This is a genomic window from Paenibacillus rhizoplanae (assembly GCF_042684125.1).
Taxonomy (GTDB): domain Bacteria; phylum Bacillota; class Bacilli; order Paenibacillales; family Paenibacillaceae; genus Paenibacillus_AQ; species Paenibacillus_AQ rhizoplanae.
In genome coordinates, this window is the sequence record NZ_JBHUKY010000081.1 from 539 (window position 1) to 26,789 (window position 26,251).

Genomic DNA, 26,251 nt, shown 5'->3' on the forward strand with positions numbered 1-26,251 from the left:
CTTTAACCGAATAGATTTTGTTCAATGACGCGGGGTGGAGCAGCCCGGTAGCTCGTCGGGCTCATAACCCGAAGGCCGCAGGTTCAAATCCTGCCCCCGCAATATTACTTTGGAACCGTGGTGTAGTTGGCCTAACATGCCTGCCTGTCACGCAGGAGATCGCGGGTTCGAATCCCGTCGGTTCCGCCATTTTTACCAAAATATTTATATGGCTCGGTAGCTCAGTCGGTAGAGCAAAGGACTGAAAATCCTTGTGTCGGGGGTTCGATTCCCTCCCGCGCCACCATATACAACTTAATATGCCGGTGTAGCTCAATTGGTAGAGCAACTGACTTGTAATCAGTAGGTTGGGGGTTCAAGTCCTCTCGCCGGCACCATACCGTGGAGGCTTAGCGAAGTGGCCAAACGCATCAGACTGTAAATCTGCTCACGTACGTGTTCGGTGGTTCGAATCCATCAGCCTCCACCATTTTTAGGGGCATAGTTTAAAGGTAGAACAACGGTCTCCAAAACCGTTGGTGTGGGTTCAATTCCTGCTGCCCCTGCCAAGTTATTTCATATAAAAGAATCATATGGCGATCGTGGCGAAGTGGTTAACGCACCGGATTGTGGTTCCGGCATTCGTGGGTTCGAGACCCATCGGTCGCCCCATTTCTTTTATAAGAGTAATAAGGCATAACAATTAAATAGCTTTACATGGCGACCGTGGCGAAGGGGTTAACGCACCGGATTGTGGTTCCGGCATTCGTGGGTTCGAGACCCATCGGTCGCCCCATTTTCTTTTAAAAAATATATTGGGGATTAGCCAAGCGGTAAGGCAACGGACTTTGACTCCGTCATTCATAGGTTCGATTCCTATATCCCCAGCCATTATATGCGGACGTGGCTCAGCGGTAGAGCATCGCCTTGCCAAGGCGAGGGTCGCGGGTTCGATTCCCGTCGTCCGCTCCATTTAATCTGGTGCCATAGCCAAGTGGTAAGGCAAAGCTCTGCAAAAGCTTTATCCCCAGTTCAAATCTGGGTGGCACCTCCATTATTTTTCTGGAAATTATATATGTATACGCCGGCGTGGCGGAATGGCAGACGCGCTCGACTCAAAATCGAGTGGGAAACCGTGGAGGTTCGAGTCCTCTCGCCGGTATACGCTAAAAGAGTTCATCAGAGTATACCTCCGATGAACTCTTTTTTTTATATTCGCAGTGTCTAAGATCTAAGTAATCATCAGTTGCTTAAGTGCTTAAGCGCTTGAGTGCTTATCTCATGAACTTACTTCGCAGCACCAACAAATTGATTTCTGGCTGCACCTAGACCAACGATGCCAAGAAGAGCAGAGGCGCCGACCATTATCAGGAGTGGAGCGCTCCAACTATGACTGGCATCATGCAAGTATCCAATCAGCGCCGGGCCGATGGCTGCCAGCAGATATCCGATGGATTGGGCCATGCCCGATAATTCAGCCGCCTGTTGGGCACTTTGGGTACGCAAGCCGAAGAACAATACGGGAGGGGAACTGAGGAGAATGGCGACACTAAGGATTGAGATGGAAGGAAGCATCGGCTGATGAAGAAAAAATTCGGACCTGTCAGAATTAGAGCAGATTTCCAGGGAGAAAAGGAAGGTTCAATTTTATCTCAGATTGATGCTGGGATTAGGCTCAACCTGTGGTGTGATGGTACCTATAGAACCTTTTTTCACGACTTTAAATGAGCTTTCAGCTCAAGAGGCCGTACTTTTACAAGCAGCAAAGGATCAAAAGGATCGGTCAGAATGAAATTGGAACAAGATGAATGTTGGAAAAAGAGCAGAGAAGCGGCCTTCAAAACAGGGGGACCGCTTCATTTTTTATGATTTATAATTCTTTAGAGTAAAATGCTTTGGATACTGCCTCTGTCGCTTTATCAATAAAGGCTGCAACTTTACTGGGGCTTTCCCTCAGACCACTGCTCACCCACTTTTTAATAATGGCTATACTGCCATGAGCGGTAAATGTATACCATGACTCAAATAATTGTGGATCAAAATACTTTAATTCCTGCTTCCATCGCTCAATAGTTAGATCGTGACTGATATAAAGGATTCTTTCTAACAATTCTTTATCACCATGCTCGGAGAACAAAACCTCACATATCGTTTTGTTTGCTTTTATATACTTACATAATTCATAAGACAGCTTTTGAGGGCTTGCAGAACTAATCCCAAGTTGCTTAATTTCTTCGTAAAGGTCATTTTCGATCGTTGAAAGAAGCTCAAATTGACTAGCATAGTGTGAATAAAAGGTGTTGCGATTAATATTCGCTTCTCTGCAAATGTCGGTCACGGTAACTTTATTGATTGACCGTTCTGTCAGCAGCTTTAATAAGCTTTCTTTTATAACCATTTTTGTATATCTCACTCTGTGATCTGTTTTTTTGTCTGACATCGTATCCTCCCGATTTAAAATAATAAAATAGTAAATGAACAAATCTAATATGATATGTATGATAACTAACATAATCCAAACGAACAGCCTGTTGTTTTACTAACATGGTGATATTATAATTTATTTGAACGTTCGATTCAAATTAAATTAAATGGAGGAATAATATGGGTGAACTAACTGTAGTCCCTGTATGGATTATTCAAGATATTATAGTCTTAATTGCTGCTGTTCTAATGGTTTTCTATATCCTTGATAAGGAAACACATCCCAAAACGGTTCTGCTTCAATTTATAGGTTTTGTGTTTTTTTACGCCGCCGTTTTTGAAATTACTGCTTCATCGCTTGGGGAAGGTTTCTACGCCTATGGGCGCAGTATTTTGATGTTATTTAATATACCAATTACTGTTCCTATTATTGAGTTTCTGATCATTTATTCCACTTTGCGTGTGCTAAAGTCTGTAAATATACCGGCCTGGACAAAGCCCTTTATTACGGGATTAAGCGCTATGGTGTTTGACTTCTCACTCGACCCGGTGGCCGTTAAACAGATCTTTCAGACCATGGATGGAACCATTGCAAGATGGACTTATTATCCGCTGGCCGGTGAACCTCAAATCTATGGGGAACCTGTGATGAATTTTACAGGATGGATTTATATAGCGGGGTATTGGACAGTCTTTATTCTAATTGGGGAATGGTGGCATAAAAAGAAAGGCTACAGTAAATCCGTGGGTTACATCTATCCGTTTCTGGCGGCCATTGCGTCATTGGCTTGTATGTTCTCACCTTTATCTAACTTCTTTAACTATATGGGGCCGTTCTTCGAAAGAACCTCTAATATGCAATGGGTGAATTTGATTGCACTTTCTGTAATTACAATCGGAGTTTTAGCATTAGCTTTCCTAAAGTTCTGGGACCGGAAGGTTATTTATTCAATCACTCCCAAAAAAGATTTTCCGATCATGTTTACTTTCTTAGGGTTCCCCCTGGTTAATACTATATTTTGCCTGATAGGAGGTTTCACAGAAGTATTGTGGCTGGTCGTTCTGGCTCAGATCGTATTAATGTTAGCCTGGATTGGAATTTATAGGATGGGTAAAAAGGCAAGTCCAACCGCGAGATAGTTAAAAAAAACACCACCAGCTTTAACCCCAAAGAGGTCTAAAGTCTGGCGGTGTTTTTTGCCTTCTTCGTTAAGGCAGCACATTCCCGGCTGCGCGGTAAATCTCGTACCATTCCTCGCGGCTGAGGGTGATGTCCGGGGCTTTGGCGATGTCGGTTACTCCTTTGTCGGCTCAAACAACGGTAGGATATACTTTGTAATCAATTCAATTCTGTCCTTCGCACGCGGCATGAAACGCGAAGCAATCGTAACTACCATTTTCTTGTTGGAGTTAACATAAATCGCATTTCCGCCGTCGCCCAAAGCCGCATAACAACCTCCTCCCTCATTGCTAACAATCCACCATAAATACCCGTACGCTAAATCTCCCCATCGGCTGCTTTCTTGGGTGCTGTCTTTGATCCATGTTGAGGATAGAACTTGCCTACCGTTCCAGAATCCTTGATTTAAGTACATTTGGCCAATTTTCGCCATATCCATGACGGTTAAGGCGAGGCCCCAACCTGCAGTATGTGTGCCTTTGGGGTCCATCATCCAACCGCTTACATCTTTATTTTTGAGGAAAGCCAAATAATCTTCTTTGCAATGGATCATTGCATTAGGGGGTGCTTCAATGCCAAGCGGTTCAAACAGATTATCGGTGGCAAAATGAAGTACAGATTGGCCTGTTGCATAGGTGAGGATTCCCGACAGGACCTGTATACCGATTGTGGAATACCTGAATTCTCCAGGAGCATCCTTGCCACCCAACAAGTCCAGCGCAGCTTTGGTCCAATCTTCGCTGGTATAGACCTTTGTATAGGGCTCCGATTTGTATTTATACGGTGCGGTCATTGTCAGCATATTTTTAATAGTGATATCCTGTATCGTTTTTTCGCCGCGCTTGACCGTGTAATCCGGATAAAATTCCAATATATTCTGATCTATACTTTTAATAAAGCCTTGATCTATGGCAATGCCGATAAGTGCAGAAATGATGCTTTTGGTCACGGATGCAACATGGATCGTATCGTCAGCGGTGTAGCCGTCGAAATAGCTTTCATATACCTTTTCGCTGCCGATCAGTACTGCAATACCAGCAATATTGCCATAGTCTGTTTTGATCAGATTCTCGAAATTTTCTATTCTGCTATTCACACAAGTTCTCCTTCTAAATATAAGTACATCGATGTCTGTGAAAAGCGTATTATGATATAAAATTTTTTGCAAGCAATAAAAAACCCGCACACCCCTATACTGAAGAGGAGGTGTGCGGGTTTTGTCATACAGAAGTTTGGACTTAAGGCAGCACATTCCCCGCTGCGCGGTAAATCTCGTACCATTCCTCGCGGCTGAGGGTGATGCGTGAAGCCTTCGCGATGTCGAGCAGGCGTGCTGTGTTGGTGGTACCGACAATTGGCTGCATCTTAGCCGGATGGCGAAGCAGCCAGGCGGTTGCGATGGCGGTATCGGTTACCTCTTTTTCTGCGGCGAGACGGTTAATCACTTCATTCACCTTAGGGAACTTCTCGTTGCCGAGGAATACGCCCTCGAAGAATCCGTATTGGAACGGCGACCATGGCTGGATGGTCATATCGTGCAGGCGGCTGTATTCCAGGATTCCACCATCATGGACTACGGAACCCGCATTGGTCATGTTGACATTGAAGCCGGCATCAATCATGCCGGTAACCATGATGCTGAGCTGAAGCTGATTGAACAGGAGGGGCTGCTTGACGTTCTTTTTCAGCAGCTCAATCTGTAGCGGGTTCTGGTTGCTGACGCCAAAATGCTTGACCAGCCCTCTGCGCTCCAGATTATCGAAGGCTTCGGCTACTTCCTCCGGCTCCATCAGCGTGTCAGGGCGGTGGAGGAGAAGGACATCGACATAATCGGTCTGTAACCGCTTCAAGCTGTTCTCAACCGAAGTTACAATATGCTCTTTGGAGAAGTCGAAGAAGCCGTTACGGATGCCGCATTTGGCCTGAATCATCAGCCGGTCGCGCATGCCGGGATTTGCCGCCAGTACGTCCCCGAATACTTCCTCCGCTTTACCGCCAGCATAAATATCTGCATGGTCGAAAAAGTCTATGCCCACCTCAAGGGCGCTGTGGATATGGACTTCAGCCTCTTTGGGAGACAGATCAGCGATCCGCATACAACCGAGTGAAATCTCGGATACCTCAAGTGTACCGTTAGCCACATTAATTCTTTTTACCATTAATTATTCACTCCTTAAATGAAGGTATAGTGTAAGCTTAGACCTTAGAGTTAGGTGTAAGTCAATAGAATCATAGAGTGGCTGTTCATAGAAACGGATTGGTGTTACCTTTACATATAGGTGAAGCCAGCCATGGTTGGCAGAAAGGAGCTGCATGATGGGATACAGCATCAAAACCATAGCACAAAAAAGCGGACTGAGCCAATATACGCTGCGTTACTACGAACGGGAGGGTGTATTGCCGGTTGTGGCAAGGGATGTGAACGGTAACCGTTGCTTCAATGACGAGGATCTGGAGCTGATCTCGCTAATCTGCTGCCTGAAGGATACCGGAATGGCTATAGCGGACATTAAGCAATTCATCGCGCTCTCCCAGGAAGGCAGGGACCGTCTGCCCGATCAGCGCAAGCTGCTGCAGGAGCATAAACAGCATATCGATGAGAAGATTAAATTCTTTCAGAGCTTTGCCCGGAAGATTGACCATAAGATCGCTTATTTCGCTTCCCTTGAGAATGAAGCCGAAGCCTCCGGAAATTATAAAACCACTTGAAAAGTAAGTTATCTGCACCGAAGTTGTGATCCTGCTCTGGGAGCCGGGGCAAACTTTGGGTAGAATAAGGAACAGATTCACTTCAAGAAGATGAAGGAGGACACTATAATGTCAGGCAATGAACCTAGTCTGGATTGGCTAAGCGATGTATCTGTATTTAAGGTGAACCGGTTGGAAGCGCATTCGGACCACCGCTATTATAGAACGATGGAGGAAGCGGAGAGACAAGCCCCCATGGCGCTGCGCCACTCGCTCAACGGAGATTGGAAATTCAGTTATGCAGTGAATGTGGCAGCCCGTGTGCAGAATTTCTATAAGACGGAATATGATACGAGAGGCTGGGGGGACATCCAGGTGCCGGGTCATATTCAGCTTCAGGGGTACGGCAGACCGCAATATGCGAATACGATGTACCCTTGGGACGGTCTGGATGCTGTAAGACCGCCGGAGATTCCGGTGAGCAGTAATACGGTGGGCAGCTATGTGAAGTTTTTTGAGGTGCCGGAGAATATGGGTAAGGGACCGGTCTTTATTTCTTTTCAGGGGATAGAGGCGGCTTGTTATGTATGGTTGAACGGGCACTTCGTCGGCTACAGTGAAGACAGCTTCACCCCGGCGGAATTTGAATTGACACCCTATCTGCAGGAAGGAGCCAATAAGCTCGCGGTTGAGGTCTATCAGCGCTGTACGGGGAGCTGGCTGGAGGATCAGGATTTCTGGCGGTTCTCGGGGATTTTTCGTGAGGTGTATTTGTATACGGTTCCTGAGCTGCATGTACAGGATCTGCGGATTCAGGCGGGGCTGGATGCTTCTTATGAGAAAGGCAAGTTAACGGCTGAACTTCGTATGGCAACTGAGACTGAGGCTGTGGTTCGGGTGGAATTGAAGGATGCGGCAGGCGCTGTGGTAGCGGAGGCAGAAGGACGGGCTGTGGCGGGTAAGGCGGCTCTAAGTGTGGATGCAGGCAAGGTGTTCCTGTGGAGCGCGGAGAATCCGTACCTATATAACGTCTGTATCTCTGTGTGTAATGGCGAAGGGGAACTGGTGGAGGCGATTGTGCAGCGGGCGGGCTTCCGCGTGTTTGAGCTGAAGGACAAGCTGATGCTGCTGAACGGCAAACGGATCATGTTCAAAGGCGTCAACCGCCACGAGTTCAACCCCCGTACAGGACGGAACATTTCCAAGGAAGATATGATCAAGGATATCATCATCCTGAAGCAGAATAATATCAACGCAGTGCGGACCTCGCATTATCCGAATCAGACGCTCTGGTATGAGCTGTGTGATGAATACGGGGTGTATGTGATTGATGAGATGAATCTGGAATCCCATGGCTCATGGCAGAAGATGGGCGCCGTTGAGCCGTCCTGGAACATCCCCGGGGATAAGCCGGAGTGGGAGGAGATTGTCTTGGACCGGGCGGTATCGATGCTGGAGCGCGATAAAAATCATCCGTCGATCCTGATCTGGTCCTGCGGCAATGAATCGTATGCGGGTGAGGTTATTCTGAAGGTGTCCCATTACTTCCGCAAGGCTGATCCGGGACGGCTGGTGCATTATGAAGGAGTCTTCCATAACCGCAAATATAATGACAGCAGTGATATGGAGAGCCGGATGTATGCCAAGCCCGCAGACATTGTAGAATACCTGGAGAATCAGCCGGATAAGCCGTATATCAGCTGTGAGTACATGCATGCTATGGGGAATTCGGTAGGGGGACTCCATAAATATATCGAGCTGGAGAGCCGTTATCCGCTGTATCAGGGCGGCTTCATCTGGGATTACATCGATCAGGCGCTGGTGGCCAAGAACCGGTACGGTGAAGAGTATCTGGCGTATGGCGGGGATTTCGATGACCGGCCGACGGACTATAGCTTCTGCGGCAACGGGATTGTGTTCGCTGACCGGAGTATCACGCCGAAGATGCAGGAGGTAAAGTTCCTCTACCAGAACATCCGGCTTGTTCCTGAACAGGACGCCGTGACGGTGACCAACGGCAATCTGTTCGAAGGAACGGACCAGCTGATGTTGGAGTTCCGGTTATACCGGGAAGGACGGGAGATCTTCAAGGGACAGCAGGAGCTTGCGGTTGCCGCTCAGGAAGAGGCGAGAATTCCGCTGGAACTGCCGGATGTATCAGCAACTCCAGGGGAGTATACACTGGCTGTAAGTCTGGTGCTGAAGGAAGTAGAGTTATGGGCGGAGCAGGGGTTCGAGACCGCTTATGGAGAGCATGTCTTCCGCGTAGAAGCGGCCGGGGTAACAGCAGGCGGGGAAGCGGCGCTGCTGCCTGCGGCAGCGGAGTTCGGCGTCATTGAAGGAGATGTGAACATTGGGGTGAGCGGCCGCGGCTTCTCTGCGTTATTCTCCAAACAGGCAGGTTCACTGGTGTCGCTCTGCTATGGGGGGCGTGAGATGATTGCGACTCCGCCGGCTCCGCACTTCTGGCGGGCAACGACCGACAATGATAAGGGGACTGCGCTGGGATACCATGCCGGCAGCTGGTTCGCGGCCAGTCTGGCCCGCCAGTGTACGGCGGTCAGCCTGCATACCGAAGCAGACCGGGCTACGGTCAGCTTCGATTATGCCTTCAGCATCAGCAGTGAGCTGAAGGCAAGCATTGAATACACGGTCCATGCCGACGGCAGGGTCCGTGTCCGTATGGTCTATGGCGGGGCAGACGGCCTGCCGGATGTGCCGGTAGTGGCGGTATCCTTCCGGATGTCGGCAGACTACGAGGCCACCGAGTGGTATGCCCGCGGACCGGAAGAGAACTACAGTGACCGCGCACATGGAGCGCGGCTCACCCGGTTCCGGCGTAAGGTGGCGGAGCTGCCGTCACCGTATCTGGTGCCGCAGGAATCCGGCAACCGGACGGGCGTCCGTGAGGTGAGCATCACGGACAGCCGGGGGTATGGGCTGCAGATTCAGGCGGCTGCAGGCCAGCCGCTGGAATGTACGCTGTCACCGTATACAGCGTTCGAGCTGGAGCAGGCAGCACATGCTTATGAGCTGCCTAAGGTGCACTACACGGTTGTCACCCTCGCGGCGCAGCAGTTGGGTGTGGGAGGGGATGACAGCTGGGGTGCGCCGGTGCATCCGGAATACCGGATCGCAGCCAATCAGCCGCTGGAATTCGAGTTCACGCTGACGGCGGCATTGCCGGAGGTGTAATAATCACTAAGTAAACAGGCCATCAGCGTATCCTTCGCTGATGGCCTGTTTCATGAGAAGCGCTGCCGGTACTCTCGCGGCGACAATCCCTCCAGCTTCATGAAGGTGGAGCTGAAGTAGGAGGATTGGTTGAAGCCCACCTCTTCGGCAATCCGGGCGATCGGGAAGCTGGTCTGCATCAGCAGCAGCTTGCTCTGTCCGATACGGTAGCGGAGCAGATATTCCATAGGTGAACAGCCATATACCTTGTTCATGCAGCGGGCAATATAGACCGGATGGAAGTTGAGGCTGTCTCCCAGCATGGCGGTTGTAATCTCTTCACGGTAGTGGGAGCGGAGATAGGAGGCGGCCTGCTCGGCACATAAAGTGGTTTGGGAGCTGCGGTGCTCCGGGTTTACAGAAGCGGCCAGCTGCTGCAGGAGATCCTGGAAGAGGAGCTGCTGCCGGAAGCGGACGGCTTCAAGGTGGGCGGTGGCCTGCAATTGCGTGAGCTGCTCCAATACCTCGTAAGCTCTGTCCGGCAGAAGTAAGCTGACAAACTGGGATAACACCAGATTGAAGGAGCTGATATCGAATAGAGAAGCGGGAAGCTCTCCTGTAGTCTCGTTCGGGTTGCCGAAAGCGGACCCTGCTACGGATAAGGAAGGCAGGTCATGGAAGGTCTGGAAGTGAAGCCAATGATAGGCCGTCTCCTCCTTGCAGCCTTCGGTTCCAAAGTGGTGGCAGTCGGGGCGCAGGATCAAGGCATCGCCTGCCTTCACGGTGAAGCGCTGCTCCTCCTCGCCGATATACAGGCAGCCCTGCTGGACAATGAGCAAGTCAAATACCTTGATCTGCTGGCGGCTCCGGTGCTGATAGCCGGGCTGGCAGTGATTGCGGCCGCTGGCAATATAATGCGGCAGGGGAGGGATACGGAACAGAAGCGGGTTCATAGGCTGGCCTCCTGAAGATAAGTTTGGATATTGAAAGTTTAGGTTGGAGAATTAGTACATTTTCCAGAGTATATCACCTATAATTTATTACAGGCAAGTTTAAATCGTAAGGCTACGGATAGGTCCTGAGCGGCCACCCGAATTCCCCCGGATTCTTCTCCTTAAGGAGTACTCCGGGGGCTTATTTGCGTTGAAATTGCGATTACTGCACAAAAGTATGATAAGTGCACAGTGTGCTTAGCCATAAAGTGCAGGAATATCCCGAAGCTTCACTGTTCAGCCGCAGGGGGCCTCTTCTATACTCAGGTCATACATTGGATTTCACGAAGCCGCAGGGCCATCAAGGCCCAAGGGCGGAGGCTTCGGACCCAGTAACTAACGCGGCAACTTATCTATAGGCATAGGAGAGTGAAGGCTTTGAGACACCGCAAACGCAAGACCGGTATGCCGCTTGTCACCCAGCTTCCCATGAAGGGAATGGGCGGGCTATCCCCGCAGCTTGAGTCCGGCACCCGGAAGAAAAGGAAGAAGGGCTTTGTGCATGAGCTGGTCCATAACCGGATTCTGTTCCTGATGCTGCTGCCTACGCTGTTGTTCTTTCTAATTAACTCGTATTTTCCGATGGTCGGGGTCTATTATGCGTTCACGCAGTTTGATTTCAATTCCGGGCTGTTCGACGCTCCCTTCGTGGGGCTGAAGAACTTTGAATTCCTCTGGAAGTCCGGCACGCTGGTGAAGCTGACGCTCAATACGATCGGCTACAATCTGGCTTTTATTTTACTGGGGAATGTGCTGGCAATTATCTGTGCGATTCTGCTCAGCGAGCTGCGGGTGAAGTGGTTCAAGAAGCTGACCCAATCGGTCATGTTCCTGCCGTATTTCGTATCGTTCGTTATTCTGAGCGTTATCGTCTACAATGTGTTCAATTATGATAACGGTTTCCTCAATACGCTGCTGACGCAATTCGGGGCGAATCCTGTGGATGTCTATAATAATCCGGTCATCTGGATTTTCTTGATCATTCTCTTTTATCTCTGGAAAAATCTCGGTTACAGCATGGTCATCTACCTGGCCTCCATCACGGGCATCAGCGAGGAATATTATGAAGCAGCCAAAATTGACGGTGCCCACATTTTTCAACGGATCTGGTATATCACGGTGCCGATGCTGAAATCGACCTTCGTCATGCTGCTGCTGTTCTCGCTGGGGAGTATTATGAAGGGGCAGTTTGACCTCTTTTACCAGCTGATTGGCAATAACGGGGTGCTGTACAATACAACGGATATTCTGGATACGTACGTGTTCCGCTCGCTCAAGGTGACCTTCGATGTCGGGATGGCAACGGCGGCCGGCCTGTATCAATCGCTGTTCGGCTTCTTCCTGATTATGACGGTCAACTATATCATTCGTAAAATAAATGACGATTACGCCTTGTTCTAGGTTGTGCGGAACCTGCTGCGGAAGGAGAGAAAGAGCATGCAAATCAAAGACGACTCGTACACCAGGCTGCTCCAGGGAGTGGCTTACACGGTAATTATACTAGGCTCCTTAGCCTGTCTGATTCCGTTCCTGCTGATTATTTCGGCTTCCTTGACGGCTAATGAGTCCATCATCAAGGACGGGTATCATTTCATCCCGGCGCAGTTCTCGCTGGAGGGCTACAAGACGGTATTTACTTTTCCTGATGAGGTGCTGCGGGCGTATGGGGTGACGCTGTTCACTACGGTGACGGGGACGACGCTGGGACTGTTCTTCATGACGATGGCTGGGTATGTGCTGGCCCGCAAGGATTTCAAATACCGCAATACCTTCTCGTTCTATATTTACTTCACGACCCTGTTCGGCGGGGGATTGGTGCCCTGGTACATTATGATTACTAAGTATCTGCATCTGACCGACTCTTACGGGGCGCTGATTCTCCCCGGCTTGATGACGCCGTTCCTGATTATTCTGATGAAGAATTTCATCCGCTCGGCGGTGCCGGAGGAGCTGTTCGAATCGGCCAAAATTGACGGGGCGGGGGATTTCAAAATATACTGGCGCATTGTGCTGCAGCTCTCGATGCCCGGCATCGCGACCGTAGGTCTGTTTCTGGCTCTGGCTTACTGGAATGACTGGTTCTCCTCTTCGCTGTTCATCAATGATCCGCATAAGTATCAGCTGCAGTTCCATTTGTACAATGTCATTAACTCGGCCTCCTTCATCGCCAATATGGGCGCGGGTACCGGGGTCAGCTTAGGCAGTGATCTGCCTACAGAATCCACCAAGATGGCGATGGCGATTGTGGTCACGGGTCCGATTCTGTTCCTGTATCCGTTCATCCAGCGTTATTTCGTGAAGGGGCTGACGATCGGAGCGGTCAAAGGTTAGAACCGTGTGGCAGATTGTACCTTTACCGTACAGCTGCTATATCGGCTAACATAGAGTCACACACAAGGGCGGTATGCTTCCGGGGAGAGAACTGCACGAGGAGCATCGATGAAGCATGGGATTACAACAAATTCTAGGAGGGTTCATTCATGAGAAAGAAAGCAGGCAGACGATCTTTGGTTACGCTTACAACAGGTGTGCTCGCTCTATCGCTCCTGGCCGGCTGCGGCGGGGGGAACAGCAATGGCAACACCGGCAGTGCCGGGAAGGACGGCAACGCAGGCACACCGGCTGCATCAGAGGGAGCGGCGAAGGCAGCGGATACCGGGATCGACACCTCGAAGAAGGTGGAGCTGCAATTTTATATGCTCGGCGATGCTCCTAAGGATCTTCCGGCCATCCAGGCGGAGGTCAACAAAATGGCTGAGGCAGACCTGAACGCCACAGTGAAGTTCAACTTCACCAGCTGGACGGACTGGGATCAGAAGTATAAGCTGCTGCTGTCCTCCGGGCAGGCGATTGATCTGATTTTTACGGCGGACTGGACTCAATATCAATCCTATGCGAAGCGCGGTGCCTTCCTGGCACTGGATGATCTGCTGCCGAAGGCGGCTCCCGAGCTGCAGAAGTTCGTCCCTGAGAAGATGTGGGAGGATGTTAAGGTTGACGGTAAAATCTACACGGTTCCGGCGACCTTCAAGGAGTATGTAACCAACGGGTTCGTCTACCGCGAGGATCTGCGCAAGAAATACAATCTCCCGGAGCCCAAGGACTTGGCCAGCTATGAGGCCTACATGGACGGCATTGTCAAAAACGAGCCGGATATGATGCCGATGTCACTCAACAGCGATGTAGGCAACAATCTCCATTATATCTACACGGAGCTGCATAAAATGGTCGGCGCGCTGCCGTACGGCATGGGTGTGAAGTATGATTCGCCGTCCACGGTCTACTCCTACTGGGGCTCCGATGAGCAAAAAGAAGAGTTGAAGATGATGAAGCGCTGGGCCGATAAAGGCTTCATTCCAAAGAATGTGCTGAATATTAAGGATACGATGCAGGACCCGGTCACTTCAGGTAAAGCGGCCAGCATGTTCGGGGACAATCCTAACCGGTTCAATGATATGAAGATGAAGATCAGCACGACTCATCCGGATTGGGAGCTGGCGTATTCTCCTTTCGGTTTAACCACCGGCTATGCAACCCCTGTACATCCAATTCACAACGGGTTCGCTATTCCGAAGAGCAGCAAGAACCCTGAGCGGGCACTCGCCTTCTATCAGAAGATGGTGCTGGACAAACGCTATAATCAGCTGACGCAATACGGCATTGAAGGCAAGAACTACACGGTGGAAGACGGCTACTACAAGCTTGTTGGCACCAGTACCTCCAATGGCTTCACCCGGGAAGGCATGAACGGCTGGGCGTGGAGAAATCCGGAGTTCATGCTGTTCGACAAGGGCTTTGACGGGGTCAAGGCGATCTTTGATGAGCTGGATAAAATCCAGAAGCCGGATCTGTTCCTGGGCTTCGCCGAGGACTACACCTCCTATCAGGCGGAGAAGGCCGCGCTTGAGCAGGTAGAGAAGCAGTACCTGTTCCCGCTGGAGGCCGGACTGGTGGATGATGTGGATAAGGGTCTGGAGACCTTCATGCAGAAGGCCAAGCAAGCGGGCCTGGAGAAGATTCAGGCGGAGTGGACGAAGCAGTGGGAGTCTTATGTAAAATAGAGGGGGGCCCCGGAAGCCGTATGGCTTTTGGGGCTTATTTTTGCTGTGGCGGGGGAGTTTGGGCGCTTGGGTGCTTGGGTGGACGCTCCGAAAACGGAATGATGTTACGATCGCTGTTGTGTCCAGATTTTTATTATTTTTACCTTAGCGGTGAAAATCCGGACACAAAGGCGAACGCTCCGCTTCTCCACATTCATTCCGTTTTCTCCGCTGTTTAAGCGCTCGGCGCAACGAGACCACAGCCGCGGAGGCCGCGTCAGCCCTAAGGCCTCCGGGGCAGGAGGGGAGAGCAGAAGCCCGTCTCCATGTATCTGGAGACGGGCTAGTGTTCCACACACAGCAACTGCAAGGCAAAGCGGAAAAGCGAACAGCGAACAGCAGGCTTGGTGTTCCACCAAAGCGGAAACTGCAAGACAAAGCGAAAAGCGTGGCTTGGTGTTCCACCAAAGCGGAAACTGCAAGGCAAAGCGAAAAGTGTGGCTTGGTGTTCCACCAAAGCGGAAACTGCAAGACAAAGCGAAAAGCGTGGCTTGGTGTTCCACCAAAGCGGAAACTGCAAGGCAAAGCGGAAAAGCGTGGCTTGGTGTTCCACCAAAGCGCAAAAGCGCCACCACTACTTAAATCCTGCACAAATTGCAACATTCTACGTTATAAATGGGGCCTGGACGGGAATTGTTGCAGCAAAGGCATCATTCCTTCTAAGTTCGGCGGATACTTGGGCGAGTTGCTGCATTTGGTGCAACAATTTAACAAAGTGAGGTATGGATACGGTCTCGAAGTTGCAATATCTGCAACTTCGAGACTGGCCGAGTTTGTTTAAATGATATGAGCATCTCGACCATGTGCGGGTTAGTGAGATCTGAGGCGCTTGGTGCTTCACTAAACCAGGGAAGCCAACGGCAGGCTTGGTGTTCCACCAAAGCAAACCCCCTAACTCATCCGCACACTCTTTAACCGCCGGTAATCGGTAGGCGTTGTACCGAAGCTGCGCTTGAACATCCGGTGCAGGTAGGAGCTGCTGGTGAAGCCGCAGCGCTCGGCGATCGCGGTGACGGGCAGGTCGGTGTTCTCCAGCAGGGCGCACACCTCACGCATCCGCACCTCAAGGATGACATCGACGATGCTGTTCATGGTCTGCTGCTTGTAGAGACGGCTGATATAGATGGGTGACATGTCCAGTTCATCGGCGATTTGGTTCAGGCTCAGATGGGGCTTCATGTAATCCTCATTGATCTTGGCGTTGATCTGGCAGATGAGGTCGTGCTGCTTGGTGTTCTTTTTGCCGGCCAACTGCTCCTGCAGGGTATGGAAGAGGGCGGCGAAGGCCTCCTCAAGCTCGTCTATCGTCTCGATGGCTTCCAGGCAGGGCAGCTCGGCCACTCCATCAATTTGTAAGCGGTTACGCTTCTGTATAGTGTTCACGATCTCCCTGACGGTGACGCTGAGCCTGGACACGGTTAACTGCGCGGTCTGATAAGGGAAGGCTCCGGTCTCGCGGATCATCGAGCTGAACTGCTCGGCGGCATCGTCCACTCTACCGCTCAGCAATGCATCCGCCAGCTTTTTCTCCTTGTCCGCCGGATAATGATAAGTGCTGGACTGAAGCGTGCAGATGTCCCGGGCATTAAGGATGCAGCCATGACCATAGAACAGCCGGTGATTCGACGCCTCGCGGACCTGCTGATAGAGCTGATGCAGCTGGCTGGCATTACGGTCAATATGGCTGTAGGTCAGCGTAAGGCTGATCTTCAGATAATCGGAGCAGGCCTGCTGAATCTGCCGGAGCAGGGCTTCGATCAGGCCGGTATCCGTATATTCCACGGGATCAATAATGTTCAGCAGCACCAGGATTCCGTCATCGTTCATATCTACAGTCTCCACGCGGTAGGTCTGGCCGCAGATTTCGGAGGCGATGTTCATGATGGCGAACTTGGAGGCCAGCAGATAAGAGGAGCGGGCTTCCCGGAATTCCCGGTAACGGTCAATCCGCAGCAGGATCAGCCGATAATCATCATTGAAGGTGAAATGAATGCCGAGCTGGCGCAGCTTCTCCACCTGCTGCATGGACTGCAGCGGCTTCAGGCCGAGGATCAGGTCCCGCAGTGTATTTTGCCGGATCATGAACATGCTGTCGCGCTTCTCGGTCTCCAGAATATGCATCTCGCTGACAATCCGGTTCATCGGCAGGTAGAGGCTTCTGGACATGATCCAGGAGAGGCCGATGCCGGCCACCAGCACCAGACCTGCGATCAGCAAGGTGGTGTTGCGGATGTTGTTGGTCTGCTTCGTAATGATCTCATACGGCGTAATTCGTACATACTGCCAGCTTAAATCATCCGGTGCCGTATAAGAGATCAGCGAGTTCACGCCCCCGAAGGGAGCGATGAAATACCCGGCCTCCCGGCCCTTGATCCGCTGCTCAATGAATCCTACTTCCTCCGGGGTCAGCTCCTGCTGCTTCAGGCTGTTGCTGGAGCGGAAAGCACCCTGATCATCCAGTATATAGGTGGCGCTGGTTGAATCCACGGGGCTGGCGATCTCCTTGTTGATCCAAGGGGCAGAAATGTTGACAATCACTGCCGAATTAATGGCCCGGTCCCAACCGATGGCATCCAGACACAGGAAGGTGTAGGCACGGACCTGATCATTCTCCTGTGCGCCGTTGGAATAGACTCTGGGGATCGGGGTGAACGCCTTATAGTTCTGATAATGGCTCAGGATATCCAGAATGGAGGTATCGACCAGCTCCTTTTCGGTATACACTCCGTTCTGGCCGTGGGAGGAGGCAACATACAGCTGCCCGCCCTTGGGATTATATACATAGATGGATTCGATATAAGGCATGGAGCTCAGATAGTTGCCCAGCTCGGACATAGCGGCGGTGACATCGTAGATGTCCGGCTTATCGTAGAACACGATTTTGGAGATGGTGCTATTACGGTAGATTTGAAAAGAAAGCGATTGCGCAGCATCGGTCATGTTCATGACCTCCCGGCTGGTCTGTGTGAGGTTGCCGAGGTCGGACTGGAAGGTCTGTTTCTTTTCTACGCCGATATAGTAGTTGTAATAAATGATGGTGGAAACCAGAAAGGTTAAGGAGACGCAAAGCGTAATGCTCACTAGCAGTCTGCTGTACAGTGCCCGTTGATTGCCGATCTTGTTCAGTCTCATCCAAAGTAGCCCCCCTGACTCACTGTGTATTCTTGCGGGTACCGTCCTTGTCTTAAATGTTCATAGTACGATTATAAGCTCCAGCCTATGAACAGGACAGTGGAACAAGCTTACAACAGTGAACAGGCCGGACCCCAGCACAGTGAACAAATGCAAGATTCGTGTACAAAAGCTACTTGTGACAGGGGAAGGGACTATTCCCTATATGACTCTGCTCTGAATGCGGAAGGTGCGCGGGGAAAGGCCGATCTCCCGTTTGAACATATTGCAGAACTGGGCGTCGTTGACGAATCCGGCTGCAGCCGAGACCTCGGAAATATGCATTTGGCTGTGCAGGAGGAGCGACTTGGCATAATCCAGGCGTTTTAGTAAAAGATAACGGTGGGGGGAGTGCATAAACCGCTCCTTGAACAGATGCCGGAAGCGGTCGTAGCTGTAGCCGGACATCTCTGCCAGCGAGGCCACCGAGAGCTTGTGGCGGTAATGCTCGTTCATATAATTAAGCACATACTGCATCTGATCCTCGGCCGGGGAATGGAAATCGGAGGCGCTGAGCAGCCGCTGGAGATAGACGGTAATTTCACTCATTTGCAGATTCAGCAGCTCGCTGAACCCGTCGCGCTTGCGCTTGAACTCGGCGCTCATCCGCTGCAGGGTCTGAAGTACTGTGTGCTCTTTATCGTCGTCAAACACACCGGACAGCGAATTGATCACCGGATTGCCGCAGTGGAAGCCGACGAACAGCACCTCCGGGCTGGGCTGATGATTCTCATCATGCTTGAAGCCTGCCGGAATGAGGGCGAAGGTAGAGGGCCGGAAGTGATAGCTGCGCTGGCCGATGCTGCAGGTGCCCTGACCATGGATATAATAGACAAGCTCGAAGCACTCATGCTGGTGCGGAGGGATATAGGTACCCGCTTCATGCTCTGCATTTACAATATATAGGACACGATCCATGATGAGCCTCCCTTGATAGTCATTTAGCCGAATCGTATAAAAAGTTGACCGAATATATATAAATATTTATGTTTTCATTTGTTATGATCTTATCAATAAAACCGAAGATTCTCAACTGGACTGGCCATCTTGTTCGGATATTTTACGGTTTTTTAGTGAAATGTAACATGAAATGTTTGGTTTTCAGAGTAAATTGCGTATTTTCAGAATTTCAACAGTCGCTTATTCATGCTGCCCGGTTCGAAGGAACCAACAAAACGTGTAATTGGGATTTTATGCTATTCAGCAGGGTGGATCTATTACAAATAGGGGTGTGAACTTAGAAAATGAAAAAGAAAATGCTCACTTTAATGTTGCTGGCAGTTATGGTACTGGTCGCTGCGTGCGGAAACAACAAGTCCGGGAACGGGAATGGTGCGGCAGCAACTCCGGGAACGAATGCGGAAGGCGGAGGCGCGGCTGCGGGGGACAAGCTCAAGGTGGTACTGCTGATTCCGGGGACGCTGGGGGATAAATCGTTTTTTGATGCGGCGAACAATGGTCTGCAGAAGGTGAAAAGCGAGCTTGGCGCAGAAACGAAGGTTGTGGAAATGGGCGCTGACAAGACGAAATGGGAGCCGACTTTTAATGATATCGCTGCTGAGGATTGGGATGTTGTCATCTCCGGCGGCTCGGAAATTACAGAAATGTTCAATGCAACGGCAGAAGCGAATCCTGATAAAAAATTCATCAACTATGACACTGACATCGAGGAAGCGCCTGCCAATATGTACAATATGTCCTACTCGACCAACGAGGTCTCCTTCCTGGCCGGAGCGGCTGCGGCGCTTGCTACCCAGTCTGATATGCCTAACGCCAACAAGGACAATGTGATCGGATTCCTGGGCGGAATGGATATTCCCGGCATCAATGCCTTCCTGGTCGGTTACATTCAGGGAGCGCAATATGTTGATCCGGAAGTGAAGGTAGCTGTCTCTTATGCCGGAGATTTCGTGAACCCTGCGAAGGGCAAGGAATTGTCGCTGATCCAGTATAACTCGGGTGTAGATATTATCTTCAACGTGGCGGGCGGTACGGGCCTTGGTATCTTCGATGCAGCGAAGGAAAAGAACAAATATGCAATCGGCGTCGATTCGGACCAGGCGATGCTGCTGAAGGATACGGATAGTGTGAAAGCCAACCTGATCGTTACTTCTGCGATTAAAAAGATCGATTCGGCCATCCTTGGTGCAGTGAAGAAACTGCAGGACGGTACGCTTGAAATGGGTAAACGCGATGTGCTTGGCTTCGTGGAAGACGGCGTAGGCATTGCCGAGAACGAAATCTACAAAGCGGCATTCCCGGCGGAATTGCAGACCAAGATTGAAGAAGTGAAGCAGAAGCTGATCAATAAGGAAATTAAGGTGGATAATGCAATGGGTATGGAGACCTCTGAGGTCGAAGCGATCCGTAATGCCGTTAAACCTTAAGGACATGAAAAGAATCTTTGGTTGAAAGGCGTTGATGACCCATGGCAAATGCTCTGCTGGAAATGCGGGGAATCACCAAAGTGTATCCGAACGGTGTGGTTGCCAACAAGAACGTTGAGTTCTCCCTGCGTGAAGGCGAGATCCATGCGATTGCGGGTGAGAACGGAGCCGGTAAATCGACTCTGATGAAAATTATGTTTGGAATGGAGAGCCCGAGCGAAGGCGGGCTCTATATCCGGGGAGAACAAGTGAAGCTGCAGTCCCCGCAGGACGCGATTGACCGCGGTATCGGTATGGTGCATCAGCATTTCATGCTGGTGCCTTCTTTTACAGTGGCTGAAAATATGGTGCTGGGTATGGAGCCGAAGAGGGGCGTGGGCTTCAATTATGCAGAGGCTGTACGTCTGACAGAAGCAACTGCACGTAAATATAATCTCTCAGTGAATGCCAAGGCGAAGGTGGAGGACCTAAGCGTCGGCATGAAGCAGAAGGTGGAAATTCTGAAGGCGCTGGTGCGCGGGGCCAAGATTCTCATCCTCGATGAGCCGACAGCGGTGCTGACTCCGCAGGAGACGGAGGAGCTGTTCCATGAGCTGCAGCAGCTTAAGGAGCAGGGGCACACGATTGTGTTCATCTCGCACAAGCTGAAGGAGGTCAAAGCAATCTGTGACCGGATTACTATCATGCGCGGCGGCCGGAGTGAAGGTGTCTTCGATACTAAGGAAGTAACAGAGCAGGAGATCTCGCGGCTGATGGTTGGGCGGGATGTGGTGCTGAAGTATGACAAAAGCGATCTTCCCTACGGCAAGCCGGTGCTTGCGGTGGAAGGGCTGAGCATCTCAGACAGCCAGGGCAAAGCGCTGCTCTCCGAGATTAGCTTCTCGGTCCGTGAAGGCCAGATTGTCGGCATCGCCGGCGTTGAAGGGAACGGACAGACGCAGCTGATCGAGGCGCTGACCGGCGGCCTGCGCGGGGTTGGCGGCAGCGGATCGGTACAGGTGAAGGGGAAGGATATCCGTGAGCTGGATATTCTGGACATCCGCAACCTGGGGGTATCCTATATCCCTGAGGACCGGATGCGCCAGGGCTCTGCCGGAGAAGCCAGCATTGCCGACAATCTGATCTCTACGCGCTACCGTCAGAAGGATATGAATAAAGGGCCTTTCCTGCACGGGTCAAGAATTGCTGCGCTGGCCTCTGCGCTGGTGGAAGAATTCAAGGTGCGCTGCTCTGGCCCGCAGCAGCCGATCGGCATGCTGTCCGGCGGTAACATGCAGAAGGTAGTCGTAGCCAGGGAGTGTTCCACGAATCCGCAGCTGCTGATCGCCGAGCAGCCGACCCGGGGCGTAGATATCGGGGCTGCCCAGTTCATCCACCAGAAGCTGCTGGAGCTGCGCTCGGCGAACTGTGCCACGCTGCTGGTATCAGCGGATCTGAATGAAATTCTGGAGCTGAGCGACAGTCTTCTCGTGATGTATGAGGGCCAGATTGTTGCCTATTTCGATAATCCGTCAGCAGTCGGTGAGGAAGAGCTGGGGCTCTACATGCTGGGAATTAACCGGCAGGACAAAGAGCAGACCGGGAGGGCCGCAAATCATGTTTAAAGTCAAATATTTCGAGGCGATCCGCACAGCGGCGGTCATCGTCATTGCACTTATTATCGCGTTCCTGATCATCTCGCTGGTCAGTGACCACCCGGTGAAGACGATCGGAATCTTCCTCTGGGAGCCGTTGTCCACGAAGGGCCATATCGGAAACGTCATTGAAATGGCGATTCCGCTGATGTTCACCGGCCTTGCGGTTTCCCTGCTGTTCCGGGCCAATATGTTCAACCTGGGAGCGGAGGGGATCTTCTATTTCTCCGGTGTCGTGACTACTGCGCTGGCGATTCATCTCAGCCTGAACAGCTGGTTCCATCCGGTAGTGGCGATTCTTGCGGGCTCGATCGTAGGGGCACTGCTCTCAGCCATCCCCGGTATTCTCAAAGCGAAGTGGAACGCCAATGAGCTGGTCACCTCGCTGATGTTCAATAACATCCTGTTTGGGGTGGGGCTGTACCTGCTGAACTATCATCTGCGGGATGCCAAGGCGTTTGCCAACGTTTCTTTTAAATTCGAGAAAACGGCCCAGCTCAGCAAGCTGTTTGCGGGGACGCGGATTCACACTGGACTTATTATCGTGCTGGTGCTTATAGTGCTGGCCCATCTGTTCCTCTACCGGACCAAATGGGGCTATGAACTGCGGATGACCGGGGTCAACCGGGATTTCGCCCGTTATTCAGGCATGAAGACGGCCAAAGTGATCATTCTGGTCCATCTGATCGCCGGGTTCATTGCCGGTATGGGCGGCTCGGTGGAAGTGCTCGGGATGTACAGCCGGTTTCAGTGGACCTCCTTGCCGGGCTACGGTATGGATGGTGCGCTGGTGGCCATGCTGGCCAAGAATAATCCGCTCTCCGTCATTGTCTCGGCGCTCTTCCTGGCCTATATCCGCATTGGCGCCGATATGATGTCGCGCCTCTCCGATGTGCCGTCCGAGATGATCTCGATTATCCAGGCTGTCATTATTCTGCTGATATCCGCTGAGCAGTTCCTCAAGTTCTGGAAGAACCGCATGCTGCTGAAGGAGGCGAAGGAAGCATGAACAGTCTGCTGAATGTCATTCTGACGACGGATTTTGCCTTCTCTGTACTGCGTGTGACCACGCCGATTCTGTTCGCTGCACTGGGGGCGCTGATCTCGAACCGGGCCGGAATCATCAACATCGGGATGGAAGGGATCATGCTGGTCTCGGCGCTGGCCGGGGTTATAGTGAGCGCCTATACGCAGAGCGCCTGGGTGGGACTGCTGGGAGCAGTATTATCGGGGACGCTTATTGCCGGGATTCTGGCTTTTTTCACCTTAAAATTCAAGACCCATATTATTCTCGGCGGGGTTGCGATCAATATGTTCGCCTCCGGCGGTACAGTATTTATTCTGTATCTGCTGAGCGGCGACAAAGGATCTTCCACCTCCCTGGCGAGTAAAGTGCTGCCGAGTGTGAATATTCCGCTCCTGCAGGATATTCCGGTGCTGGGCCCGATTCTGTCGGGCCATCACATTCTGACGTATTTCTCTATACTGTCAGTGCTCGTAGTCTATTATCTGCTCAACCGTACACCGCTGGGGCTGCGTATCCGCTCGGTGGGCGAGAATCCCCATGCGGCCCAGTCCGTCGGAGTCAGTGTGGTCCGTATCCAGTACAGTGCGCTGCTGCTCAGCGGCTTCTTTGCCAGTCTGGGCGGAGCCTATATGTCAATGGGGTATTTGTCACTGTTCACCCGTGATATGATTGCCGGCCGGGGCTGGATCGCGATTGCTGCAGAGTCCATGGGCCGGAGTACAACCGTAGGTACAGCGCTGACCTCCTTGCTGTTCGGGGCAGCCGATGCGCTCTCCAATGCCTTGCAGGTGCTGAAGATTCCGGCTGAGCTGATTGCTACGCTTCCTTATGTGGCAACGGTCATCGGCCTGATTATCTACGCCATCTCGGAGACACGGAAGAAGAACAAGAAGCTTAAGGCTACTGTTACGAAATAATTAGGAAAGATTAACCTACGAGGGAGTGACAACGATGCCAACACCTATCATCATTGACTGCGATCCGGGGCATGACGACGCGATTGCCATTCTGCTTGCGCTGGCACATCCGGGAGAGCTGGATATCCGGGGGATTACAACCGTTGGCGGCAACCAGATTCTGGATAAAATCACCGACAATGCACTCAGGATTCTCAGCTTTGTAAATGCAGACATTCCGGTGGCCAAGGGCGCTGCGGCGCCGCTGCTGGGCAAGCTTGTTACCGGGGAGGAAGCCCACGGGGAGTCCGGCATGGACGGCCCGGCGCTGCCCGCGAGCAAGTTCAAGCCCGTAGAGCAGGGGGCAGTAGAATTCATGCTGGAGATTATTCGCGCCTCGGAAGAGAAGATCACCCTGGTGCCTACCGCCCCGCTGACGAATATCGCCCTGCTGATTACCGCTTACCCGGAAGTGAAGGAGCGGATCGAGAAGATCTCGCTAATGGGCGGCGGACTGGCTTACGGCAACGTGACCCGGACAGCGGAGTTCAATATTTATGTAGACCCGGAGGCGGCGCGGATCGTTTTTGAATCCGGCATTCCGATTGTCATGAGCGGACTGGATGTCACGGATAAGGCAGCGATCTTTGAAGAGGAGATTCAGGAGCTCAAGAAGCGCGGCCCCGTGTCCGTCATGGTCGGCGAGCTGCTGGATTTCTATTCGATCTACGGGAAGAAAATGGGCTTTGTCGGCAATGCGCTGCATGACCCATGCGCCATTGCCTGGCTGCTGCACCCGGAGCTGTTCGAATCCGAGCACCTGTATGTAACAGTAGAGACCGAAGGCAAGCTTACCCGCGGCATGACTGTGGCGGACCGCCGCAAGAAGCCGGACCAGCCTGCGAATACCGAGGTATTGCTTGGTGTAGACCGCGAAGCCTTCATCAAGCTGCTGTTCGATTCGTTGGAGCGGTTAGACCGGCAGCTGGGGTCTCCGGCAGGAGAATCCTAGCGGATGGCGGGCTGGGAACGTCTGCAGGAGACGGTAAGATTCGAGCTGCAGCAGCGGATCGAGGAAGGCTGCCAGCCGGGCAGTCTGGCGGAGAAGCTGGATGCGGCCGGGAGCGATGAGGACAAGCTGATGGAGGTATACCGGGAGCTGATGGCACTTCCTGTGGATGCAAGCTTCCCTTACCAGGAGCCGTCCGATCTGGAAGCGATCAGGCAGCTTCGTCCGGAAGGTCCGCGCAAGCTTGCGGTGGACTGGACGCCGGACCAGTGGAGAGACAGGTTCTACGGGGCCTGGCTTGGGCGGAGTGTAGGTTGCGCGCTGGGCAAGCCGCTGGAATATTGGGACTACTTGTACGGGAAGGATGGCCGGACCGGCTGGGAGAATATCGAGCTGTGGTTCCGCGGCGCGAATGCCTGGCCGATTACAGGCTATACTCCTGAGCATTCCACGGCAAGGGAGGAATACGGCCTGGGCTTAAGCGACTGGTCCTTCACCAGCACGCGCGAGAAGATCAGCTACATGGAGAGCGATGATGATATCCGTTATACCGTGCTTGGCCTGATGCTGCTGGAGCAAAAAGGGTTGAACTGGGACTCCTGGGATATCGGCAAGCTGTGGCACGGGCATCTGACCTACAGTCAGGTCTGCACGGCGGAAACGCAGAGCTATATGAACTTTGCTCAGGAGACCTCCCATTTGCACGGGGAGAAGCCGGCGGATTGGCCGCTGCGGCAGGAGCGGGTACGGATGCATCTGAATCCGTACCGGGAATGGATCGGTGCGGCGATCCGAGCGGATGCACTGGCTTATGGAGCAGCCGGACATCCCGAGCTGGCGGCAGAGCTGGGCTGGCGGGATGCCTCCTTCTCGCATGTGAAGAATGGAATCTACGGCGAGATGTTCAATGCCGCGATGATCTCAGCGGCGTTCGCAGGGCTCAGCAACCAAGAGATTGTGCAGATCGGCCTGAGTGAGATTCCGCAGACGAGCAGACTGGCTAAGGATGTGCTGCGGGGAGTTGAAATTGCACAGCAGGCAAGCAGTGAGCGTGAACTGGTCAGCACCCTTTGGAACGAGTTCAGCCATTACGACCCGGTGCATACGAATAACAATGCTGCCATTGTGGCCGCCTCGCTGATCTACGGCGGCGAAGACTTCGAGAAAGCGGTGGTCACCTCCGTATCGGCCGGAATGGATACCGACTGCAACGGGGCCACCGTCGGCTCCATTATGGGAGCGAAGCTGGGGGCTGCCAGACTTCCGGTCCATTGGACCGCACCGCTGAACGACCTGCTGTATGCGGATCTGCCGGGCTTCCACCCGATCGCCATCTCTGAGGTCGCGGAGCGGAGCTATCAGGTGTTCCTGAAGCTGCGGGCGGAGCTTGGGGAATGAATTAGAGTTAAGGTACAGTGAGGTCGCCTCGCACCGGATGTTTTCAGGGGAAAACATCCGGTGCGGTTGGGCGGCTTTTTTGTCGTTTTTTAGTATCAAAGGCTTGCTCTCTTAAAAATAGATTAAGGTTCTTACACTTTTTCAAGATACGAAATCGGGAAGATCCACTGTTTGTGTGTATTTATTTCGTAT

At 52.0% G+C, this 26,251-nt stretch carries 19 protein-coding genes, 12 tRNA genes and 2 pseudogenes; 25 read left to right on the forward strand and 8 right to left on the reverse strand.

Going from position 1 to position 26,251, the window contains the following annotated elements:
• Window positions 1–28 precede the first annotated feature (28 nt).
• From ACFSX3_RS30010 to ACFSX3_RS30065, 12 genes are all read left to right on the forward strand, one after another.
• Window positions 29–102, forward strand: a tRNA-Met gene (locus ACFSX3_RS30010).
• A 9-nt stretch (window positions 103–111) separates the two neighbouring features.
• Window positions 112–189 (forward strand) — tRNA-Asp (locus tag ACFSX3_RS30015).
• Between the two features lie 21 nt (window positions 190–210).
• Window positions 211–286, forward strand: a tRNA-Phe gene (locus ACFSX3_RS30020).
• A 15-nt stretch (window positions 287–301) separates the two neighbouring features.
• Window positions 302–377: transfer RNA gene (locus tag ACFSX3_RS30025), tRNA-Thr, on the forward strand.
• Between the two features lie 6 nt (window positions 378–383).
• A tRNA-Tyr gene (locus ACFSX3_RS30030) sits at window positions 384–469 on the forward strand.
• A 5-nt stretch (window positions 470–474) separates the two neighbouring features.
• Window positions 475–548 (forward strand) — tRNA-Trp (locus tag ACFSX3_RS30035).
• Window positions 549–575: 27 nt separating this feature from the next.
• A tRNA-His gene (locus ACFSX3_RS30040) sits at window positions 576–651 on the forward strand.
• Between the two features lie 48 nt (window positions 652–699).
• Window positions 700–775: transfer RNA gene (locus ACFSX3_RS30045), tRNA-His, on the forward strand.
• Between the two features lie 20 nt (window positions 776–795).
• A tRNA-Gln gene (locus tag ACFSX3_RS30050) sits at window positions 796–870 on the forward strand.
• 6 nt (window positions 871–876) lie between these two features.
• Window positions 877–951 (forward strand) — tRNA-Gly (locus ACFSX3_RS30055).
• 8 nt (window positions 952–959) lie between these two features.
• Window positions 960–1,033, forward strand: a tRNA-Cys gene (locus tag ACFSX3_RS30060).
• 29 nt (window positions 1,034–1,062) lie between these two features.
• Window positions 1,063–1,141 (forward strand) — tRNA-Leu (locus tag ACFSX3_RS30065).
• Between the two features lie 125 nt (window positions 1,142–1,266).
• Here ACFSX3_RS30065 and ACFSX3_RS30070 read toward each other — a convergent pair.
• Window positions 1,267–1,500: pseudogene (locus ACFSX3_RS30070) on the reverse strand (MFS transporter); the annotation flags it as partial.
• 349 nt (window positions 1,501–1,849) lie between these two features.
• Window positions 1,850–2,419: a TetR/AcrR family transcriptional regulator gene (locus ACFSX3_RS30075; RefSeq protein ID WP_209994140.1), complete on the reverse strand. Its 570-nt coding sequence runs from the start codon at window positions 2,417–2,419 to the stop codon at window positions 1,850–1,852.
• Between the two features lie 164 nt (window positions 2,420–2,583).
• Here ACFSX3_RS30075 and ACFSX3_RS30080 point away from each other — a divergent pair, with 164 nt between their 5' ends.
• A complete protein-coding gene (locus ACFSX3_RS30080; protein WP_209994139.1) occupies window positions 2,584–3,543 on the forward strand; it encodes a carotenoid biosynthesis protein in 960 nt (319 codons plus the stop codon).
• Between the two features lie 69 nt (window positions 3,544–3,612).
• On the opposite strand, the pseudogene ACFSX3_RS30085 reads toward ACFSX3_RS30080, so the two are convergent.
• From ACFSX3_RS30085 to ACFSX3_RS30095, 3 genes and pseudogenes are all read right to left on the reverse strand, one after another.
• Window positions 3,613–3,702 (reverse strand): annotated as a pseudogene (locus tag ACFSX3_RS30085) (aldo/keto reductase); the annotation flags it as partial.
• Entirely contained in the window at window positions 3,699–4,679 is a 981-nt protein-coding gene (locus tag ACFSX3_RS30090; protein WP_209994138.1) for a serine hydrolase domain-containing protein, read from the reverse strand. The gene ACFSX3_RS30090 and the pseudogene ACFSX3_RS30085, both read right to left, overlap by 4 nt.
• Before the next feature lie 142 nt (window positions 4,680–4,821).
• Window positions 4,822–5,742 (reverse strand): aldo/keto reductase, encoded by a 921-nt coding sequence (locus tag ACFSX3_RS30095; RefSeq protein ID WP_209994137.1) that lies wholly within the window; start codon window positions 5,740–5,742, stop codon window positions 4,822–4,824.
• 154 nt (window positions 5,743–5,896) lie between these two features.
• Between ACFSX3_RS30095 and ACFSX3_RS30100 the strand changes: the two genes are divergently transcribed.
• Both ACFSX3_RS30100 and ACFSX3_RS30105 read left to right on the forward strand, forming a co-directional pair.
• The gene (locus ACFSX3_RS30100) at window positions 5,897–6,292 is read left to right on the forward strand and encodes a MerR family transcriptional regulator (protein ID WP_209994136.1); all 396 of its coding nucleotides are present in this window, start codon (window positions 5,897–5,899) and stop codon (window positions 6,290–6,292) included.
• A 108-nt stretch (window positions 6,293–6,400) separates the two neighbouring features.
• Entirely contained in the window at window positions 6,401–9,466 is a 3,066-nt protein-coding gene (locus tag ACFSX3_RS30105) for a glycoside hydrolase family 2 TIM barrel-domain containing protein (RefSeq protein ID WP_209994135.1), read from the forward strand.
• A 50-nt stretch (window positions 9,467–9,516) separates the two neighbouring features.
• On the opposite strand, the gene ACFSX3_RS30110 is transcribed toward ACFSX3_RS30105, so the two are convergent.
• Window positions 9,517–10,398 carry a helix-turn-helix transcriptional regulator gene (locus ACFSX3_RS30110; protein ID WP_209994134.1) on the reverse strand — a complete coding sequence of 294 codons (882 nt, stop codon included), beginning with the start codon at window positions 10,396–10,398 and terminating at the stop codon, window positions 9,517–9,519.
• A gap of 477 nt (window positions 10,399–10,875) precedes the next feature.
• Here ACFSX3_RS30110 and ACFSX3_RS30115 point away from each other — a divergent pair, with 477 nt between their 5' ends.
• The 4 genes from ACFSX3_RS30115 to ACFSX3_RS30130 all read left to right on the forward strand — a co-directional run bounded on the left by ACFSX3_RS30115 (window position 10,876) and on the right by ACFSX3_RS30130 (window position 15,318).
• On the forward strand, window positions 10,876–11,838 hold the full coding sequence (locus tag ACFSX3_RS30115) for an ABC transporter permease (protein WP_339225531.1): 963 nt from the start codon (window positions 10,876–10,878) through the stop codon (window positions 11,836–11,838).
• 36 nt (window positions 11,839–11,874) lie between these two features.
• Window positions 11,875–12,768, forward strand: a complete 894-nt coding sequence (locus ACFSX3_RS30120) for a carbohydrate ABC transporter permease (RefSeq protein WP_209994132.1) — start codon at window positions 11,875–11,877, stop codon at window positions 12,766–12,768.
• Between the two features lie 149 nt (window positions 12,769–12,917).
• Window positions 12,918–14,498, forward strand: coding sequence for an extracellular solute-binding protein (locus tag ACFSX3_RS30125; RefSeq protein WP_209994131.1), 1,581 nt, complete (start codon window positions 12,918–12,920; stop codon window positions 14,496–14,498).
• Between the two features lie 325 nt (window positions 14,499–14,823).
• Window positions 14,824–15,318, forward strand: a complete 495-nt coding sequence (locus tag ACFSX3_RS30130) for a hypothetical protein (RefSeq protein WP_209994130.1) — start codon at window positions 14,824–14,826, stop codon at window positions 15,316–15,318.
• A 110-nt stretch (window positions 15,319–15,428) separates the two neighbouring features.
• On the opposite strand, the gene ACFSX3_RS30135 is transcribed toward ACFSX3_RS30130, so the two are convergent.
• Both ACFSX3_RS30135 and ACFSX3_RS30140 read right to left on the reverse strand, forming a co-directional pair.
• Window positions 15,429–17,669: a helix-turn-helix transcriptional regulator gene (locus ACFSX3_RS30135; RefSeq protein ID WP_209994129.1), complete on the reverse strand. Its 2,241-nt coding sequence runs from the start codon at window positions 17,667–17,669 to the stop codon at window positions 15,429–15,431.
• A gap of 201 nt (window positions 17,670–17,870) precedes the next feature.
• Window positions 17,871–18,626: an AraC family transcriptional regulator gene (locus tag ACFSX3_RS30140; RefSeq protein WP_076085625.1), complete on the reverse strand. Its 756-nt coding sequence runs from the start codon at window positions 18,624–18,626 to the stop codon at window positions 17,871–17,873.
• Between the two features lie 326 nt (window positions 18,627–18,952).
• Between ACFSX3_RS30140 and ACFSX3_RS30145 the strand changes: the two genes are divergently transcribed.
• The 6 genes from ACFSX3_RS30145 to ACFSX3_RS30170 are packed head-to-tail and all read left to right on the forward strand — an operon-like array spanning window position 18,953 to window position 26,059.
• A complete protein-coding gene (locus tag ACFSX3_RS30145) occupies window positions 18,953–20,095 on the forward strand; it encodes a BMP family ABC transporter substrate-binding protein (protein WP_209994128.1) in 1,143 nt (380 codons plus the stop codon).
• A 41-nt stretch (window positions 20,096–20,136) separates the two neighbouring features.
• Window positions 20,137–21,699: an ABC transporter ATP-binding protein gene (locus tag ACFSX3_RS30150; RefSeq protein WP_209994127.1), complete on the forward strand. Its 1,563-nt coding sequence runs from the start codon at window positions 20,137–20,139 to the stop codon at window positions 21,697–21,699.
• Window positions 21,692–22,738, forward strand: coding sequence for an ABC transporter permease (locus tag ACFSX3_RS30155; RefSeq protein ID WP_209994126.1), 1,047 nt, complete (start codon window positions 21,692–21,694; stop codon window positions 22,736–22,738). The genes ACFSX3_RS30150 and ACFSX3_RS30155 overlap by 8 nt, the downstream gene beginning before the upstream one ends.
• Window positions 22,735–23,673 carry an ABC transporter permease gene (locus tag ACFSX3_RS30160; RefSeq protein WP_036700375.1) on the forward strand — a complete coding sequence of 313 codons (939 nt, stop codon included), beginning with the start codon at window positions 22,735–22,737 and terminating at the stop codon, window positions 23,671–23,673. The genes ACFSX3_RS30155 and ACFSX3_RS30160 overlap by 4 nt, the downstream gene beginning before the upstream one ends.
• Window positions 23,674–23,707: 34 nt before the next feature.
• The gene (locus ACFSX3_RS30165; protein WP_209994125.1) at window positions 23,708–24,664 is read left to right on the forward strand and encodes a nucleoside hydrolase; all 957 of its coding nucleotides are present in this window, start codon (window positions 23,708–23,710) and stop codon (window positions 24,662–24,664) included.
• Window positions 24,665–24,667: 3 nt separating this feature from the next.
• On the forward strand, window positions 24,668–26,059 hold the full coding sequence (locus ACFSX3_RS30170) for an ADP-ribosylglycohydrolase family protein (protein WP_209994124.1): 1,392 nt from the start codon (window positions 24,668–24,670) through the stop codon (window positions 26,057–26,059).
• Window positions 26,060–26,251: the final 192 nt, after the last annotated feature.

Excerpts from the sequence above, each read along its gene's own strand:
- ACFSX3_RS30105 (WP_209994135.1), top strand. The coding sequence starts at position 6,401 with ATGTCAGGCAATGAACCTAGTCTGGATTGGCTAAGCGATGTATCTGTA.
- ACFSX3_RS30120 (WP_209994132.1), top strand. The coding sequence starts at position 11,875 with ATGCAAATCAAAGACGACTCGTACACCAGGCTGCTCCAGGGAGTGGCT.
- ACFSX3_RS30080 (WP_209994139.1), top strand. The coding sequence starts at position 2,584 with ATGGGTGAACTAACTGTAGTCCCTGTATGGATTATTCAAGATATTATA.
- ACFSX3_RS30155 (WP_209994126.1), top strand. The coding sequence starts at position 21,692 with ATGTTTAAAGTCAAATATTTCGAGGCGATCCGCACAGCGGCGGTCATC.
- ACFSX3_RS30160 (WP_036700375.1), top strand. The coding sequence starts at position 22,735 with ATGAACAGTCTGCTGAATGTCATTCTGACGACGGATTTTGCCTTCTCT.
- ACFSX3_RS30145 (WP_209994128.1), top strand. The coding sequence starts at position 18,953 with ATGAAAAAGAAAATGCTCACTTTAATGTTGCTGGCAGTTATGGTACTG.
- ACFSX3_RS30115 (WP_339225531.1), top strand. The coding sequence starts at position 10,876 with ATGGGCGGGCTATCCCCGCAGCTTGAGTCCGGCACCCGGAAGAAAAGG.
- ACFSX3_RS30095 (WP_209994137.1), bottom strand. The coding sequence starts at position 5,742 with ATGGTAAAAAGAATTAATGTGGCTAACGGTACACTTGAGGTATCCGAG.
- ACFSX3_RS30125 (WP_209994131.1), top strand. The coding sequence starts at position 12,918 with ATGAGAAAGAAAGCAGGCAGACGATCTTTGGTTACGCTTACAACAGGT.
- ACFSX3_RS30075 (WP_209994140.1), bottom strand. The coding sequence starts at position 2,419 with ATGTCAGACAAAAAAACAGATCACAGAGTGAGATATACAAAAATGGTT.
- ACFSX3_RS30135 (WP_209994129.1), bottom strand. The coding sequence starts at position 17,669 with ATGAGACTGAACAAGATCGGCAATCAACGGGCACTGTACAGCAGACTG.
- ACFSX3_RS30110 (WP_209994134.1), bottom strand. The coding sequence starts at position 10,398 with ATGAACCCGCTTCTGTTCCGTATCCCTCCCCTGCCGCATTATATTGCC.
- ACFSX3_RS30100 (WP_209994136.1), top strand. The coding sequence starts at position 5,897 with ATGATGGGATACAGCATCAAAACCATAGCACAAAAAAGCGGACTGAGC.
- ACFSX3_RS30140 (WP_076085625.1), bottom strand. The coding sequence starts at position 18,626 with ATGGATCGTGTCCTATATATTGTAAATGCAGAGCATGAAGCGGGTACC.
- ACFSX3_RS30165 (WP_209994125.1), top strand. The coding sequence starts at position 23,708 with ATGCCAACACCTATCATCATTGACTGCGATCCGGGGCATGACGACGCG.
- ACFSX3_RS30170 (WP_209994124.1), top strand. The coding sequence starts at position 24,668 with ATGGCGGGCTGGGAACGTCTGCAGGAGACGGTAAGATTCGAGCTGCAG.
- ACFSX3_RS30150 (WP_209994127.1), top strand. The coding sequence starts at position 20,137 with ATGGCAAATGCTCTGCTGGAAATGCGGGGAATCACCAAAGTGTATCCG.